This is a genomic window from Treponema sp. J25 (assembly GCF_004343725.1).
In the GTDB taxonomy this organism is placed as follows: Bacteria; Spirochaetota; Spirochaetia; order Treponematales; family Breznakiellaceae; genus J25.
In genome coordinates, this window is sequence record NZ_PTQW01000014.1 from 34,265 (window position 1) to 49,427 (window position 15,163).

15 protein-coding genes are annotated in these 15,163 nt (G+C 50.8%); 6 read left to right on the top strand and 9 right to left on the bottom strand.

All coding sequences use genetic code 11. The features are described from left to right. Window positions 1-25 precede the first annotated feature (25 nt). Window positions 26-1,144: a nicotinate-nucleotide--dimethylbenzimidazole phosphoribosyltransferase gene (cobT, locus tag C5O22_RS05425; RefSeq protein ID WP_243692874.1), complete on the top strand. Its 1,119-nt coding sequence runs from the start codon at window positions 26-28 to the stop codon at window positions 1,142-1,144. 134 nt (window positions 1,145-1,278) lie between these two features. Further along, the gene (locus C5O22_RS05430) at window positions 1,279-1,995 is read left to right on the top strand and encodes a hypothetical protein (protein WP_132780191.1); all 717 of its coding nucleotides are present in this window, start codon (window positions 1,279-1,281) and stop codon (window positions 1,993-1,995) included. Between the two features lie 169 nt (window positions 1,996-2,164). Here C5O22_RS05430 and C5O22_RS05435 read toward each other — a convergent pair whose 3' ends face one another. Then, entirely contained in the window at window positions 2,165-4,285 is a 2,121-nt protein-coding gene (locus C5O22_RS05435) for an outer membrane protein assembly factor BamB family protein (protein WP_165910416.1), read from the bottom strand. 101 nt (window positions 4,286-4,386) lie between these two features. On the opposite strand from C5O22_RS05435, the gene C5O22_RS05440 reads away from it, so the two are divergent. After that, window positions 4,387-5,625 carry a S1C family serine protease gene (locus C5O22_RS05440; protein WP_132780193.1) on the top strand — a complete coding sequence of 413 codons (1,239 nt, stop codon included), beginning with the start codon at window positions 4,387-4,389 and terminating at the stop codon, window positions 5,623-5,625. 47 nt (window positions 5,626-5,672) lie between these two features. Here the strand turns inward: C5O22_RS05440 and C5O22_RS05445 are convergent, their stop codons facing one another. The 3 genes from C5O22_RS05445 to C5O22_RS05455 form a co-directional block, all read right to left on the bottom strand. After that, complete coding sequence (locus C5O22_RS05445; protein WP_165910417.1) at window positions 5,673-6,356, bottom strand: DUF134 domain-containing protein; 684 nt, start codon at window positions 6,354-6,356, stop codon at window positions 5,673-5,675. A 102-nt stretch (window positions 6,357-6,458) separates the two neighbouring features. Further along, window positions 6,459-7,160 carry a RadC family protein gene (gene radC, locus C5O22_RS05450; RefSeq protein WP_132780195.1) on the bottom strand — a complete coding sequence of 234 codons (702 nt, stop codon included), beginning with the start codon at window positions 7,158-7,160 and terminating at the stop codon, window positions 6,459-6,461. Between the two features lie 214 nt (window positions 7,161-7,374). Continuing rightward, window positions 7,375-7,965, bottom strand: coding sequence for a hypothetical protein (locus C5O22_RS05455; RefSeq protein ID WP_132780196.1), 591 nt, complete (start codon window positions 7,963-7,965; stop codon window positions 7,375-7,377). A gap of 49 nt (window positions 7,966-8,014) precedes the next feature. Here C5O22_RS05455 and C5O22_RS05460 point away from each other — a divergent pair, with 49 nt between their 5' ends. From C5O22_RS05460 to C5O22_RS05470, 3 genes are all read left to right on the top strand, one after another. Beyond that, the gene (locus tag C5O22_RS05460; protein WP_132780197.1) at window positions 8,015-8,755 is read left to right on the top strand and encodes a metallophosphoesterase family protein; all 741 of its coding nucleotides are present in this window, start codon (window positions 8,015-8,017) and stop codon (window positions 8,753-8,755) included. A 46-nt stretch (window positions 8,756-8,801) separates the two neighbouring features. After that, window positions 8,802-9,683 carry a PilZ domain-containing protein gene (locus tag C5O22_RS05465; protein WP_132780198.1) on the top strand — a complete coding sequence of 294 codons (882 nt, stop codon included), beginning with the start codon at window positions 8,802-8,804 and terminating at the stop codon, window positions 9,681-9,683. 64 nt (window positions 9,684-9,747) lie between these two features. Then, window positions 9,748-10,869, top strand: coding sequence for a tetratricopeptide repeat protein (locus tag C5O22_RS05470; protein WP_132780199.1), 1,122 nt, complete (start codon window positions 9,748-9,750; stop codon window positions 10,867-10,869). Between the two features lie 152 nt (window positions 10,870-11,021). Here the strand turns inward: C5O22_RS05470 and C5O22_RS05475 are convergent, their stop codons facing one another. The 5 genes from C5O22_RS05475 to C5O22_RS05490 form a co-directional block, all read right to left on the bottom strand. Beyond that, on the bottom strand, window positions 11,022-11,498 hold the full coding sequence (locus C5O22_RS05475; RefSeq protein ID WP_132780200.1) for a DUF192 domain-containing protein: 477 nt from the start codon (window positions 11,496-11,498) through the stop codon (window positions 11,022-11,024). Beyond that, a complete protein-coding gene (locus C5O22_RS05480; RefSeq protein WP_132780201.1) occupies window positions 11,488-12,138 on the bottom strand; it encodes a hypothetical protein in 651 nt (216 codons plus the stop codon). The genes C5O22_RS05475 and C5O22_RS05480 overlap by 11 nt, the downstream gene beginning before the upstream one ends. A 32-nt stretch (window positions 12,139-12,170) precedes the next feature. Next, window positions 12,171-12,293: a hypothetical protein gene (locus tag C5O22_RS13735; protein ID WP_279432189.1), complete on the bottom strand. Its 123-nt coding sequence runs from the start codon at window positions 12,291-12,293 to the stop codon at window positions 12,171-12,173. A gap of 173 nt (window positions 12,294-12,466) precedes the next feature. Further along, window positions 12,467-13,702, bottom strand: a complete 1,236-nt coding sequence (locus C5O22_RS05485; protein ID WP_132780202.1) for a Crp/Fnr family transcriptional regulator — start codon at window positions 13,700-13,702, stop codon at window positions 12,467-12,469. 140 nt (window positions 13,703-13,842) lie between these two features. Next, a complete protein-coding gene (locus tag C5O22_RS05490) occupies window positions 13,843-14,967 on the bottom strand; it encodes a FecR family protein (protein WP_165910418.1) in 1,125 nt (374 codons plus the stop codon). Between the last annotated feature and the right edge of the window lie 196 nt (window positions 14,968-15,163).

A 15,163-nucleotide genomic window follows, 5' to 3' on the forward strand; every position in this document is an offset into this window, starting at 1 on the left:
CATAATTGATGAAAGGAGGCATACTGTGCACGATACCAACGTAAACCACCTCAACGCCCTGGAACAGACAATGCGACAGCACCTGGACAACCTGACAAAACCAAAGGGAAGTCTCGGCAAACTGGAAAACTATGCCTGCAAATTGGCCTGCATTCAAGGAACGGTACCACCCCACCTCCATAAAAGGGCGGTCTTCGTTTTTGCGGGGGATCATGGCATTACCCAGGAGGGGGTTTCCCTGTATCCCCCGGAAGTCACCGCCCAGATGGTACACAATTTTATGGCCGGGGGAGCAGCCATCAATGTTCTTGCCCGTCACTGCGGGTTCGACCTGTATGCGGTAGATGCGGGGGTACAGGCGGAGTTTCCTGCAAGCTGGCAGGATAAGTCGCAAGAAAAAGATTCTTCCACATTTTCCCCACCGGGCAGGGCTTCCCCTCGCTTTATTTCAGCCAAAGTGGTACGGGGAACCCACAATTTTTACAAAGAGCCGGCCCTTACCGAAGAAGAATTTACCGCCTGTCTTGAAAAGGGCAAAGAACTCGCCCTCTTTGCCCAAAAACAGGGCTATCAGCTCGTCGCCCTTGGTGACATGGGGATAGGGAACACCTCGAGTGCCGCAGCCCTTGCGGTAGCATTTGGCTTTACCCCAGAGGAAATTATTGACCGGGGCACAGGAATTGATGCGACCATGCTGAACCATAAATACAAAGTAATTACAAAGGCGGTAACCCAGTTTCTTCAGCGCCACCCTCAGCCCACCGCCGCTCAGATTGGTGCTTTTTTCGGCGGAGCAGAACTCGTGATGACCGCTGGTTTTATCCTGGGGTTGGAAGGGAAGAACATCGCCTGCGTCATCGATGGCTTTCCTATCACCAGTGCGGCCCTTCTCGCATACAAGTTAAATCCCCGCGTCACCGATTGGCTCTTCGCAGGACACCGTTCCCATGTTAAAGGACATACTCCCCTGCTGAACTATCTGGGACTCGAACCCATCGTGCAGTTGGAAATGCGCCTTGGAGAAGGGACAGGTGCGGTTATCGGCGGCTTTATCCTTTCTCTTTCTGCAGCCATTGCTAATGAAATGGCAAGTTTTTCTCAAGCGGGGGTGAGCACCGCAACAAAAGAAGAGCATACATATTGATAGAGGGATTCTCTTGCGTTTACCCGTATATCCTACTATAATGGTCATATACTCCTTTTTATAACCGTTGGCACTTATAAAATGCTGACCCGTTATAAGGAGTAAACACATGTCTATACTGAGAGGAGGAACTTATGAAGAAATTGCTCGCCCCAATAGTAGGTTTTCTTATGCTCACCGTAGGGCTAAGTGCCCAGGATCTTAAAATTGATTATCAATTCAATGTAGCAGCCGCAGACCCAGCCAATTATTTTACCTTTCAGGCTCCCATGCGCTATCACGCGGCAGAAAAGGATACCTTCGATGCAACTACCGGAGCATCAAAACAGAATTCTACCGAGATGTTTATGCCTTATCTCTATGATGTACAGGGCAAGCAGGTATTTCCTACCGGACTACGGGGACTTTTCTTATTTGCCGTGGCGCCTATAGAACAACGGGAAGTAGATAACCTTACTGTTTCCAAAGCGACAAATGGGGTGATTACCATCCAGTACGTACACCGGGGGGTAGCATACAAGATCGAAACCGATCGGAATGGGAAACTTACTTTCCCGAAAGGAAATTTTGTTCGCCGTCAAATTGGTTTTATCCAGGGTAGCAATCCTCAGGTGATTCACCCCGATTTCTCAGCAGATAAAAGCGCCGCAAAAGTAAATTGGGCAAAGGTGTGGGATTCGAGCATTGCCGCGGGGAAAGAAATCCAGGCGGGCGTAGCAACCAAAACAGGGGCTATCACTGACGACAACGGTGTGGCAGATGCCATGTTCCGCTGGGAAGGGGAACTTCAGGTAAGCTTTGATAAAAACATTGTGAAAATTTCAGGAACCCTGAAACCAGTAAAGAATTAAACAACTCAAAGACCCAGAGAAAACGACGGGACCATCCAGCATTGTGGCTGGGTAGTCCCGTTTTTTTAGGGCCCGATTCTGGATAATAAGCCAAAACCGCATATCGGCGCTGCCAATCCGAAGGGTACGATAGAGGCATCTGCCGGTCATTTTTTTGTAGGAGTAAGTTTTATTCAGTAATATCAAGCTTGAGCATCTTCCCTCCCCGGGTACCGACAAAAAGTCGACCATCGATAAAGAGAGGCCGGGTTGTAATCGGTTCAGGAAGCGGAACCGTTCTTATGATTTTCCCCGTGGCTCCTTCCATTACTATAAGGCTTTGACCTCGCCCAAAGTAGAGCCGGCCCCGTGAAAGAAGAGGTGGTGTATCAACTAATCCTATGGGAGCCCCTCCTACACTGCCATCCTCCTGCCGCACCCGAAGCAGTTCCTTTCCTTCTATCCAGAGGTACAGATACTGTTCATCCACCTCGGGATCCCCCAGCACCATCTTTCCTATCGAATTTTTCCACCGTATCGTATAGGTTTCTTCCTCTACCGCAGAGAGTTCCCCCTGTTTACTCACCACGTAAAGAGAACCATTTTTAAATCGAGGCATCCACAGTTCAAGCGAATTAAAAGAAAGATCCATTTCATGTACCACCGTTCCCTGCCGGGTTTCAAGGAAAAGGAGCCTCCCTTTCCCGGACAGGATGGCCAAAAAGCGATTCATAAGCACCGGTGGTGCCACTACTCCCCCTTCTACGGGAACTTCCCGTATCAGTTGGGCATTTTCTGACCGTAGAATCGCAATACCCCGGGGAGTAACTACCGCAAGGCCCTCCGGGATAGGTACCGGCTTGGACTGGGGAATGGCACTCCAGCCATCAAAACCCCATCGCCCCTGTTCAATTCCCGTTTGTCCATCTACCAGAATCACCGCCTTTTCGCTTACTCCGGCGATAGCCCTGTCGAGGGCTGTATAGGTCCGCAGGGGTTCTTCATTTTTCCAGAGCAGTTTCCCCTCTTTCGAAATCCCATAGAGGATTCCCTGAGTATCCAGGACAATGATGGCCTCCCCAGAACGTCCTACACCCTGCTGCAACGGGGTTTTCCCGAGGGGAAGACTCCACAGTACGGCGGGATAAGAAGGGGGTTCTTCCGGGCCAGGGGCTTGTTTTTGTCCCTGTCCCGAACCTGAGGAACGGGGCGCCTCAGCAGGCCCCGTCTTGAATCGTTCCGGCAATGCCGCGGGAAGTCGGGTGGAGTCTTCTCCGGGGTCTCTTATCCTATCAAAAAGTTCCATGTAGCTTTGATTCTGGGCCGAAAGGAGGGTCGCAGGTAAGAGCAGAGAAAGGGCTTTAAGCCGTTCCTGGAGAGATGGATTTTGCTCTCCCAGAATTGCGGTGGGGTCTTCCACAAGCTCCCAATCGGTACCGCGGGATTCCAGATTCTGGGCATCCACCAATAAAAGGCTCAGGGCTTCTTCGGCAGTGGAAAGGGCCTGGGCTTCTTCCCGCTGGCGGGAAGCCGTTTCGGCACCCCCAATGACAATCTCCTGGCCAGCCGCCGCCCGGGGACCCAAGGCTAAGGCGGCGGTAACTACCGCCTGCGCCAGAGGATTTGCTTCCTTCCCATTGAGTAAATTATCCATTAATGCACCAACGGGTAAGGCAGCCACCGTCCCATCCCGCACTGCCACGGTGGTTTTTGCCGTTCTCAGAAGTTGGGTACGAGCGGCATCGTAGACCGCCGGTTCATAGGCCACCATAAACTGGGTGCCCCGGACGGCGGCAACGGCGTTACCGGTGCGGATAATAAACTCATCCCGTCGTACTAGCTTTTTTACTTTGGTGAGTATCCGCCCCGATTCAAGGGTAAACGTGGTCTTCCGTTCCTGCTTTTCCGTCTTTTCCTGAGGGAACAGAGAAGAAACCCGCACTATGGTCTGAGGAAGGACCCGCACCGTTGCAAAATCTCCAATAGCTAACTCCACTGAACCATCAGCGGTGGTTCGAACAACGTCCTCAACCGTAAGGACTGTTCCTTCCACTAGAGCCTCTTCTTCCCCCTGAGACCCCTGTGTACGAACCACAGCACCTTCAACAAATACCACCCGCACCACCAAGGGTGCAGACCCAGTTTCTATAGAAGAAGACCCTGAAACGGCTGATTCAAGACTATTTTGTTCTGTGCCTGTTTCTTTGGGTTTCGAGCACCCCGTGGAAATAAAGGTGATGACCATAAAACTTGCCACAAGGCAAGGAAGCCTCCGCATGGTAACAACTGGAGGTAGTTTTATATATCCCATAGCTATAACAGTAGCACATTTGCCCTGTTCCGTCATAGATATTTGCACAATATATTGTCCAGCCCAAAAACTCTTAGTATAGTAACTAAGAGAGGTATATCATGAAACTCTATAGTCGCGGGCAAGTTTTGTTGTATTCTCTTTTATCTGCAGTGGTAGTACTGTTGTTTGCCATAGGGCTCGGACTCATCCGTCTTCCAACAGGGACTAACGAGCAAGCTTCCTCAACTGCGGCGGCTCCATCCTCCACAGGGCCCTCATTGGAACTGCAAGAGTCTCCAAAAAGCAAAGTCCCTCTTTTACAAACCGCAGAAGTGAATACCTATACGGCGGATGAACTTGAAAATATAAAGGTATACGAGCAACTCAACGAAGGGGTTGTGAATATTACCACTGAAACGGTGGCCATCAACTGGTTCCTCGAACCGGTACCCCAGAGCGGTGGTTCTGGATCCGGATCCATCATTGATACCCGGGGCTATGTCTTAACCAATCACCACGTCATAGAAAATGCCTATAAAATTTTCATCAACCTTGCTGATGGAAGCCAGTACGAAGGCAAAATTGTGGGAACCGATCCCGAGAATGACCTCGCGGTTATTAAGTTTGATCCGCCCCGGGGTGTTCAACTCACCACCATTCCTTTCGGCGATTCTTCAAATTTAAAGGTAGGTCAGAAGGTCCTGGCAATTGGGAATCCCTTCGCCCTGGAACGCACCCTTACCGTAGGCATCGTTTCCGGGCTGGGCCGTCCTATACAGACCTCAAGCAGGACCATTATCCGGGATATGATCCAGACCGACGCATCTATCAACCCGGGCAATTCAGGGGGCCCCTTGTTGGATGCCCAGGGAAGAATGATCGGTATCAATACGATGATCTATTCCCCCTCAGGGGGTTCCATAGGGATCGGTTTCGCAGTCCCGGTAAATACGGCTAAACGGGTGGTGGCAGAGCTCATTCAGTATGGCAAGGTTCGGAGGGGCTGGATCGATGCAACGGTGGTACAGCTGTTCCCGGCCTTGGTACAGTATGCGCGGCTCCCCGTATCCCAGGGGCTCCTGGTTTCCCGTACCCGCAAGGGAGGCTTTGCGGAACGGGCCGGTCTCCGACAGGGTACTGAGCCAGTCCGCTACGGTTCCAGTATCATCTATCTAGGTGGAGATATAATTACGATGGTCGATGGGATCAAAACCACCAAGCTGGCCGACTTGTATTCGGCCCTGGAGGATAACAAACCCGGCGATCGGGTCGTGGTAGAAATAAACCGGGGTGGCAAAACCATGACCCTTACCGTGACCCTCGCTGACCGGGAAGAAGTACTGGCAACTAATCAATAGGCATCTGCGCAAGGGCCCCCAAAAGGGGGCCCCTTATCCCCTATACCCTAAGAACCGCAGCGGTGCGCCCCTTCCCCATGGTGATGATGATGTTCGCAGGTTGTGCCAGCGGTAGATAAATTCCCCGCCAAATAGGCCGAAACCACCTCGGATACGGGGCCACTGGCGCCATTTATCACCTGAATTCCAAAGGAATTGAGGACCCCCATGGCACCACTTCCAATTCCTCCTGCAATGAGAAGACCCACCCCCTGGCGGGCGAGATCTGCGGCCACACCACTTTTACAACCACAACCAGTAGGGGCCGTAAAGGTTTCCTCCGAGGTGATCTTTCCTTCTTCTACGGTGAAAAGCGTATAGGTTTCGCAATGTCCAAAATGGCTATCTACCCTGCCATCCCGGGTAGGAACTGCTATTTTCATAGCCCTTTTTTCCTCCTTCGTCAGTATGGTATTGCCCCCTTCAAGACGGAGTATTTTCCCATACACCAGGGCCTCTGCCACCTTTTTATGAGCCCCCTCAAGGATACGTCCAAAGGTCTGACGGGAAACCCCCATCCGAAGCGCCGCAGCTTCCTGATAGAGCCCTTCGTAATCCGCAAGACGAAGGGCCTCATATTCATCAAGACTGAGGGTCACTTCAGAATGTTCTCCCGAAGGAGTTCCCAGGGGACCAAAGAGACAGGTACCAGGTATGGTTCTAATACATCGCCGACGTTGGGGTCGAGGCATAGTTCCCTCTTTAGTTATGGTCTTATGCTCATAATAAAAGAAAACACACAACATATCAAGGGGCAGGAAAGGAATCAACCACAAGAGGGCGCTGAATACCCCTTACAGCCAGCCCTGCTGGGTAAAGCTTACATACCTCGTTTCAGAAAAGATAAGATGATCTAACAGGGGAATGCCCAGAATTTCAGAGGCCTCCTTAAGCCGGTGGGTTATGCTTCTATCTTCTTCAGAGGGTTCTAATCTTCCTGAAGGATGATTATGAGCCACGATGATCCCACAGGCCCGCTCTTTAATGGGTTCTGCAAAGACTTCCCGGGGGTGAATCATGGTTTTATTCACCAGCCCCATGGTGAGAACCCGCACTGCCAACACTTCGTGGGCCCCATTCAGAGAAATTTCTACAAACTGTTCCTGTTTCTTACTGGCATAGGGACGAACCAATCGGTAGGCATCTTCTGGGCCATGAACTTGTTGCCCCAGGGGCCCCCATTGGCGCCGGCCATATTCCAGCATGGCTAGGATGGTACAAATCTTAGCCAGCCCAAGCCCCGGAATTTCGGTAAAATCCTCAGGTTGAGGAAGTTCCTGACTCCTCCGCAAAATAGCAAGGACCTCCCGAGAAAGGGCCATAACCGGTTTCCCCTGAATTCCCGTGTGGAGCATCACCGCCAGGAGTTCCTCATCCGAAAGGGAGTTTACCCCGTGGGTAAAGATTTTTTCCCGGGGGAGCTTCTTATCATAGGATCTCCCTATCCCTTCTTTAAGGATCGCATAGGTTTTCTTTTTTGTCTGTTGGCTTTCCATACCATATAGTACAGAGTTTTTTTACATCCTGCTTTAGGTTTTGGCTTTCTCTACCCTACGAAACATGCCTCAGAGGAATACTGTTTTTAAGGGAAAACCCGGGGGTATCCTCCTGTGGCACTTCCAAAAGCTTTTTCACCTGCGGGCCCACATTGTCCCTTAACGAGGGGCACCGTACAAGAGCTCTGTTAGATAGCCCAAAGAAGGGCACCCTTCACGAAAGGTCCCGCAAACGAGCAAGGAAAAACAGGGGATTGGCGGCTACCATTTTTTTGAGCCGTTCATAATCTTCCTGGCTTTCCGTATCGGACCCCGCCAGAAGAAGTCGTTTCCCTTCCCACCGAAACCAGAGGTAGTGTCGGTCCCGGATTCGAACATCCCCCTGCCGAGAGAGCAGATTTTCCAGCCGTCGTTCCAGGTACTCCGCAAGGGCCACATGGTTATCATCCCCCGCAAGCCAGTACAGGTCCCGATCGGTTAAAAAAATCACCAGGCGCCGAAACCCTTCCCGAATACAGGCATCATTCTTAAATTCTTCAAACTGGATACTATATCGCACTAAACTTACATCATAGCCTTGCAAACGCAAATGGCGACGCAATTGGATAAGTTCTTCTTTAATGGTGCGAATCGTATTTTCATCCCTGTGACTTTGAAGGGTCTGTCGCCACTGACGAAGCTGCGGTTCGTAGGGGGTAAGGTTCCCGGCCATACTCAAAAACTGGGTAGTCTCTGAAAGAAGAACCCACACATCGGTAAATCGATCTGAAAGGCCCAAAAAATTCGCAGTTTTTTTCAAAGCCATAGGATACCCTCTAGGAATAACTCCCCTTTTCTTCTATATACTGGAATTGATGAAAATACTAGTGCTTTCGGACATCCATGCCAACCTTTCCGCCCTGAAGGCAATCCTTGAAACCCCCGGGCTTGAATGGGACCAGGCCCTGTGCTTAGGGGACATCGTAGGGTACGGCCCAGAACCGGAAGAATGCGTTCAACTGGTTTTTGAAGTGTGTTCGGTTATTCTCGCCGGGAATCATGACCTCGCGGCCTGCAATCGGATTGGGATTGAAGATTTTTCGCCCCATGCGTACCGGGCTATGGAATGGACCAGGGAACACCTTTCCAATAGCAGTAAAGAAAGGCTCGCCCGCCTGGAGCCTTTCAGAAAAACAAAAGAGTATTGCCTTTCCCATGGGAGCCCCCTGGACCCCATCTGGAGTTACATCATGAATGGAGAGGATGCACGCTTTACCTTTTCTCAGCTTCCCCCATCACAAAAACTCTGTTTCTTTGGGCATACCCACATTCCCTCCTTCTTCACCCAGGAAATAGAAGGGGGAACTGTCAAAGAATACTACGGGAAAGGGGGGATGCACGTTTCCCTGGAACTCGAGGAAAGGCGCTTTCTCCTTAATCCAGGAAGCGTTGGCTTTCCCCGGGACCTGGGAGAAGCCCATAATTCCTGGCGCCTTCCCCGGGCAATTGCCCGCTACGCCCTGTATGATACCGAAAAAAACGTGTGGACCTTCCATCGTCTAGAATACGATATGGGTCCCACCTGGGAAAAGATGCGCCGTTACCGCCTATGGTAAAACCTTCATTGACGGTAGCGGCGGTTATACTTTATAGTTATCCCTGATGGGTGTTACAACAAGCCAGCAAATTACTAAATATTACGAACGCTATAAATCTATCCATGTGACGTTTACAAAAGAGGTTATTAAGGCCACAGGGTTACTCACCCAATTTGTGTTTCTTAAGTGTCTTGGGGAAGCCTGGCCCTGTGTAATTTATTCTTCTTCTTTTGAGCAGGCAAAGGTTATCATCAATACCAAAACGGGGTTGCTCGGGAAAATTCAGCAGGCCAATAATCTGGTCAATCTACGATACAGCTTTAAACTTTCCGACAAGACCGATCCTCTCATGTTTTTCGTATCCGCCAAGGTGGCCGGTTCCAGCCCCTACCAGGGCTCCTCTGAGATGCACCTCTTAACCCTGCAATTCACCCAGCGTCCCCCCGATGACCTTATCGAGATCATGGGGAAACTACTGGATGCTAACATTAATTCATCAAAACGAAGGGATGAGCGGATCCTCATTACCCCTGAGAGACTGCGGAAACTAAAGCTCCTGCAAAAAGAAACGGTGGTCTTTATTCAAGCAGTGCCCCGGCGGTGTATTTTGCGGGACCTTTCTTTTTCAGGGGCAAAGATCATCATGGTGGGGGTTGCCAAATTTCTCCTGGAAAAAACGGTGGAACTGCGATTGGACTTCGAAGATCCCCGGGAAAGTATCCAGATCCCCGGCAAGGTGGTGCGCACCGAAGACGTGGAAGGGCGAAAGGAACTCATCGCCCTGGGAATTCAATTCGAAGAAACCCAAATCCCCATGAATTACAAGATGCGGATCAATGAGTACCTGAGTCAGATCCGCACCGAGCAACCGAAAGAAGAGCCTGAAGCACCGGCTGCTGCAGCGGGGGCGAACGAAAAAGCAGCGACCGGAGAACAGCCAAAATAACGGGACCCCAAAAATTTTGCACTTCGTGAAAGAAGGGCCAATCTATTTTTAGTAGTGGAGCACTATGAAAAACTATCTATCGAATCATCGGATTGTGTATCTGTCGGTTCCCGAGTCTCTCCGGGGGAAAATAGCCTCCCTGGGCACCGAGGATTTTACCATCGATCCTTCTATTCCCCTTCCTGTAGAACTCCCTCCGGGGGAAGAACAATTAAACCTGGAAAACCTTTCCTGGGAAATGATCCTTTCAGGGATGATTACGGTAGTCGCGGAGGATCCCCAGGGGGAAGATGCGGAGTACTATCGCCGTTTTGTGCTTGCCGTAAAACCGGATATCCAGAAAGAATTCGGGGAAGCGGCCATTCTAAAAGCAAAGAATGGTGATTTCGACCTGGCCCTGGAAATTACCCAGGCCCTCCGGGGGCTATTCCCCGATTCCCAGGAGATCCTCCTTAACCAGGCCCTTATTCTGGAAGAACGGGCAAGTCGCCTCGAAGAGGCGGGGAAAGAGCAGGAAGCGGAAACATGGTACGAAGAGGCCCACGAACTATACCGGGATCTTCTGAATCGTAAACCTCCCCTGCCCAACGCCCTTTTTAATGCGGGCTTTTTTTACCTTAAATTAAGAAACTATGAACGGGCAAAAAGCTGTTTTCTTTCGTATATTCCTGTGGCAGAGGAGGAACGCAAAAAAGCGAGGGCCCAGAAGATTATCCAGGAGATAGAAAACCGTTCTCTGGATGACGAGCTTTTTAAAGAGGCCTATGACTTTGTCCGCCTCGGCCAGGAGGAGGAGGGACTTAAGAAAATCGATGAATTCCTCCGTCGGCATGGGGATGTCTGGAACGGCTGGTTCATCCGTGGTTGGGCGCAACGGCGGCTTGGACACTGGGAAGCGGCAAAAACATCCTTTGAGCGGGCCCTCGCTTTAGGTGGAGACGGGTGCGACACCCGTAACGAACTTGCTCTTTGCTATATCGAGTTGGGAGACTACGGCAGGGCGCGAAAGGAACTGGAACAGGCCCTCCGATTCGAGGGGGATAACATCAAGGTTATCTCCAACCTGGGAATGCTGGCCCTAAAAGAAGGTAAAAAAGAAGAAGCAAAGGGATTTTTCCGCACCGTTCTGGAGATAGAGCCGGAAGATCCCCTGGCAAAAAAAATGTTACACGAGCTAGAAGAATAAAAAGAAAGCCCGGGGGCTTTCCCCTGGAGTCAGGGAAAAGCCCAAATCGAGTCATTCCTGGGAGGGCCCTTCCGCCGCCAGGAGCAGGGAGCAGAAGGCCTGTTCATTTCTCGGCGCCCTCTCTCCTGCGAGGCTTTCTGTGAGAGTTCTTGCTACGGTGACGGCACAAGGATCCGGTCGCCGACCCGAATTCCCTGTTTTTCGAACCATCCCCGGGGTACCTCCAGGGCATACCGGGCCGCCCGACTGGACTGGATAGGGCTCAGATCTCCCGGAACCATGGGCAGAATATCCACGATGGTGCCATCGGAACGGACATAGGCAATGGAAAGAGGGATGAGGGTGTTTTTCATCCAGAACGAAAGGATCTTATCCTCTTCAAATACAAACCACATGCCCCGGCCTTCCGGTAGGTGCTGCCGAAACATAAGCCCCCGGGTCCGCCGTTCCTCCGTATCCGCAACTTCTACCCGGACAGTCACCGTTTTCCCATCGGCCTTTTGGATCGTCAGATCCCGTTCGGGAAGTCCCTTCTGGGCCCCCTGTTCAGCGCAGGCCCCAAGGGTTCCTACCAGTATAAAAAGATATACCCACCACCAGCCCTGTTGCCGCAGTCGGTTATAAATCATTCAGGAACTCCTCCCGGAGGCGGGCTTCCCGGGAAGCCCCAACCTTTGATTCTTCTATGATAGTATTAAAAACCGTAAGATCGATGTATTTTATGGTTAAGGGACGCTCAAGGGAAAGCCGCACATTTCCCCGGATCCATACGGCCTCCTGAGGGTTAAGGGTATCCGGTTCCCCATATTTCTTGGTCAAACTGGTAAAAACCGAATAGTGATCTATTTTATCAAGATTGAGGGAAAAGGACATCACAAAGAGCTTTCCTTCCCGGAGCTGGAAAAAGGCCCGTCGAATAAAAGAAAGCCCCGTGGTTTCTATCAGGCTCTGTTCCCGAACCGGTAGGAGGGACACATCCCGATCCCCTCGAAAAAGAAAAAGGTCGTCCGCCGCAAGGGCCTTTTTTAATTCCTCCAGGGGCATGCCCAGGTAGTAGGCCCGAAAACGATTCGGCACAGCACCACTATCGGCCGGGACAACCTGAGCAGTTGCCACCCCCTGGTCTTGCGTCGAAGCGCTTCCCTGGCTGCTCCCGGTGGTGGGGGTTTGAGCTTCCGCAGAGGTCATCACAAGAAAAGAAAAAAGAAGTCCCATACCGAATTTCATCGAAGAAGCTGTCTTTTTGCAGGTAGTATTCGAATATTTCATGGGATTCTTAATGCATGCCTCTCTTCAGAGTTTTAGCTGGCCACCACCTCGGCGCCACCCCTAAACAGTAGTCCTCGCCCCTCTGCTAACAGGGCCAGTTCTGTCCTTAGCTCCTGGTCTTCTGGCCTTTGCTTTCTGGTTTCAGGATAGTGCATTGGGAGACCTCTATCACGAAGCCCCCCTTACTACTATCGGATGGGTATGGAAAAAAGTTCAGAACTTTCTCTGTAGGGGCCCCATCGTCTTCGTTTTTTCCCTCGGGGATCGGGGAAAGAACACAGGGGCCGTCTTTCTTCTTCCTCCATCGAGCCCGAGCCTTTTTTCGGGTTTATACCAATGTCCGCCCCGCCGCTTCTCGCCGGGCCCGTTCTATCTTCTGCATTTTCCGATAGTACTCGGTTTGTTTTACAATCTCGCTCACATCCACCACATGGATTTTTGCATCCACGACACGAATTTTGGGATTTTCAAGCAATTTATGAATCACCAGATTCCCTTCAGAAAGGGGCAAACCCACCATATTGATAAGTTCCTTGGGACCAAAATCAAAGGTATAGGAACCAGTTCCCATAGGCGCTCTATTTTTCTCCAGCTGAATCAAAAGGGCGTCGTACATTCTTCCCAGGGGATCCGAAATAAGGGTATTCGCCAGTTGCTTATAGATAAACCAAATCCGCTCTGCCAGCAGCTGGGTCAACTTACTAATAATTTGCGGTTGAGTACCTACCATGCGCTCAAAGTTTTCTCGATTTACTACCAGGACCGTACAATCGTCATAGGCAATGGCACTGGCAGAACGGGGTTTAGATTCAAGCAAGGCCATCTCGCCAAAAATATCTCCCTGACGAAGCACCGCCAGGAGCACCTCATTGTTATCCACAATTTTAACAATTTTGACAGCCCCTTTTTGAATGATGTACAGCTCATCCCCCGGCTGCCCTTCTGCAAAGATCATCGTATCCTTTGGATACAGCCGGGTAAAATCGCCGGATTTTTTATCCAGGTAAGCAGGACGTGCATAGGGGGCTATCTTCGTTATTCTCTCCCGGGCTACTGCCACATGTTGTCCCTGGGGGCAATACTTGAGGTACTGATAGTAGGCAAAGTAGGCAAGGTTATACTGGCTTTGTTTAGCATAATACTCGGCAACTTTGAAAAGCTGGGACGAATCCCCTTCGGCGGTGTTTTTAAGGGTAAGTCGGGTAAGGGCTTCGTCCAGGTACCGCATGCGCCGGGAGAACTGCAGGATTATCTTCATGGCCACCGGCGTATTATTTTGGATAAGCTGAACGTACTGATCCCGCTGGACCGAAATAAGGGTCACATCCGTAATGGCCTGGGCAGTTTCGATGTGGCTATGTCCCGACATGGTAGCCACAACCCCGAAGAAGTCCCCTGGCCCCAGGATGTTTCCCCCTTCTTCTTCTACAACCTCCACCTCTTTGGAAATGCGAACCTTCCCCTGCCGGATGATGAAAAATCGATCCGCATTCTGTTTGCCTTCCACGATGATATAAGAATCTTTCTTAAAATTGACAAAGGCAAGCTGTAATTGGTTCGCCATCCCTCTCCCCATTACTTTCCAGGGATTCTCTCGGGTCCTCTTGAGAAACCTCTCCGGATCTCTGTCCCCTTTTCTAGGGACAACTCTTAGTATAGGAAGGGCTCCCTTGCCTTGTCAACGGAGCCCTTCGGCAATCTACATTAATTATCAAAAAATGAGTTGGGATCGTCAAAGAAATCGTCATTGGTGGCATCAAAGCCCACCGGATCCCTTCCCTCATTCCTCAGGGCGTACAATTTCGTGATAAACCGGTATTCCGCCGTGCGACGCTCTAGATCAGCCGTATCTCGACGTACCTGCTGCAAAAAGGTTTGAACCCGATCGCCGGTAGAAAGGCGCTTGCCGAGATCCGCCGAGGAAAGATAGGACTCAATCTCATTCAAGCGATAGTATATCCGCTCAAAGAAGAAAAGGACCCGCCGGGTTTCCATCAAAAGACGAACCACCTGGCTTTTCTGTTTCATCACCTGGGGATCCCTGCTTGAAGGAAGCACCCCCCGGCTAAATTCGGTCTTCCACTGGCGAACCACCGAATCCGCCAAGAGGGCATCGGTGGCAGCGATGAACTCTTTCTTATAACGACTATAGGCCTTTGCATACTGCTCCAGGGCCTTAACCGGTTGGGCCTTAAAGGCTTCGATTTCTTCCGTTATCCAGCGCGTCTGGAAATCCTGGATCGACGAAAGGGCCACCGGAATAGCCATAAGCCGCTCGCCAACTTTCTGGCTTACCACCTGACCAGGGAAGGCCTCCACCACCGCCCCCTCTTCATCGGTACACTGAACCCGCCCTTCTACACAGGTGACGAGCACCGCATTGTTAATCGAGATAATTATCGTAAATTCCGTTCCCCGCACCCCCATGACGGTGCCCCCACTGCGGACCCGTAGACTCGGATCACCGGAAATTTTCTTTACCTTAGCCCCCACCGTACCGGTAATCACATTCCCATCGGTAGAAGGATTTCCCCGAATGGTTTCGGTTTTTACCGTGAACACCGTTTTAGGTTTTACGGTAAGGGAACCCCTCATACCCGTGGCGGGATCCAGTTCGATGATAAGGACACCGTCATTTCCCGTTTTGATAAGATCATAATTTTCTATCCTGTCTCCAATATCGATTTTGTTTAATACCTTACCATTGCGGGTAACGCTTACCGATCCCTGGAGATCCTGAATACAACCTACCACGAGGGGTGGTGTCCCCTGGGCATACAGAAACGTCGCCGAAACCAGCCACACTATCCCTAACCATTTCCGTTTCATCCTACTCATACCTCCTGTCTGAGGGCCCTCTTTTTTACTTGATACTCCCGGGCCGTTTTTTGTACAGCGTATGTGTTTTCTCTTTTAAGTATAGCTAATTTTATCTTTTTTTCATGTTTCCGCCTGGCCAAACACCATTTTTTCTTTACCAGGGATGATACCATCGAGCAATACAAGCCGTTGAACAGCCTATCTG

What these genes read in the sequence shown, in the direction of transcription:
- C5O22_RS05430 (WP_132780191.1), top strand. Translation starts at nt 1,279, where the DNA reads ATGAAGAAATTGCTCGCCCCAATAGTAGGTTTTCTTATGCTCACCGTA.
- C5O22_RS05435 (WP_165910416.1), bottom strand. Translation starts at nt 4,285, where the DNA reads ATGGGATATATAAAACTACCTCCAGTTGTTACCATGCGGAGGCTTCCT.
- C5O22_RS05440 (WP_132780193.1), top strand. Translation starts at nt 4,387, where the DNA reads ATGAAACTCTATAGTCGCGGGCAAGTTTTGTTGTATTCTCTTTTATCT.
- C5O22_RS05445 (WP_165910417.1), bottom strand. Translation starts at nt 6,356, where the DNA reads ATGCCTCGACCCCAACGTCGGCGATGTATTAGAACCATACCTGGTACC.
- radC (WP_132780195.1), bottom strand. Translation starts at nt 7,160, where the DNA reads ATGGAAAGCCAACAGACAAAAAAGAAAACCTATGCGATCCTTAAAGAA.
- C5O22_RS05455 (WP_132780196.1), bottom strand. Translation starts at nt 7,965, where the DNA reads ATGGCTTTGAAAAAAACTGCGAATTTTTTGGGCCTTTCAGATCGATTT.
- C5O22_RS05460 (WP_132780197.1), top strand. Translation starts at nt 8,015, where the DNA reads ATGAAAATACTAGTGCTTTCGGACATCCATGCCAACCTTTCCGCCCTG.
- C5O22_RS05465 (WP_132780198.1), top strand. Translation starts at nt 8,802, where the DNA reads ATGGGTGTTACAACAAGCCAGCAAATTACTAAATATTACGAACGCTAT.
- C5O22_RS05470 (WP_132780199.1), top strand. Translation starts at nt 9,748, where the DNA reads ATGAAAAACTATCTATCGAATCATCGGATTGTGTATCTGTCGGTTCCC.
- C5O22_RS05475 (WP_132780200.1), bottom strand. Translation starts at nt 11,498, where the DNA reads ATGATTTATAACCGACTGCGGCAACAGGGCTGGTGGTGGGTATATCTT.
- C5O22_RS05480 (WP_132780201.1), bottom strand. Translation starts at nt 12,138, where the DNA reads ATGAAATATTCGAATACTACCTGCAAAAAGACAGCTTCTTCGATGAAA.
- C5O22_RS13735 (WP_279432189.1), bottom strand. Translation starts at nt 12,293, where the DNA reads ATGCACTATCCTGAAACCAGAAAGCAAAGGCCAGAAGACCAGGAGCTA.
- C5O22_RS05485 (WP_132780202.1), bottom strand. Translation starts at nt 13,702, where the DNA reads ATGGCGAACCAATTACAGCTTGCCTTTGTCAATTTTAAGAAAGATTCT.
- C5O22_RS05490 (WP_165910418.1), bottom strand. Translation starts at nt 14,967, where the DNA reads ATGAAACGGAAATGGTTAGGGATAGTGTGGCTGGTTTCGGCGACGTTT.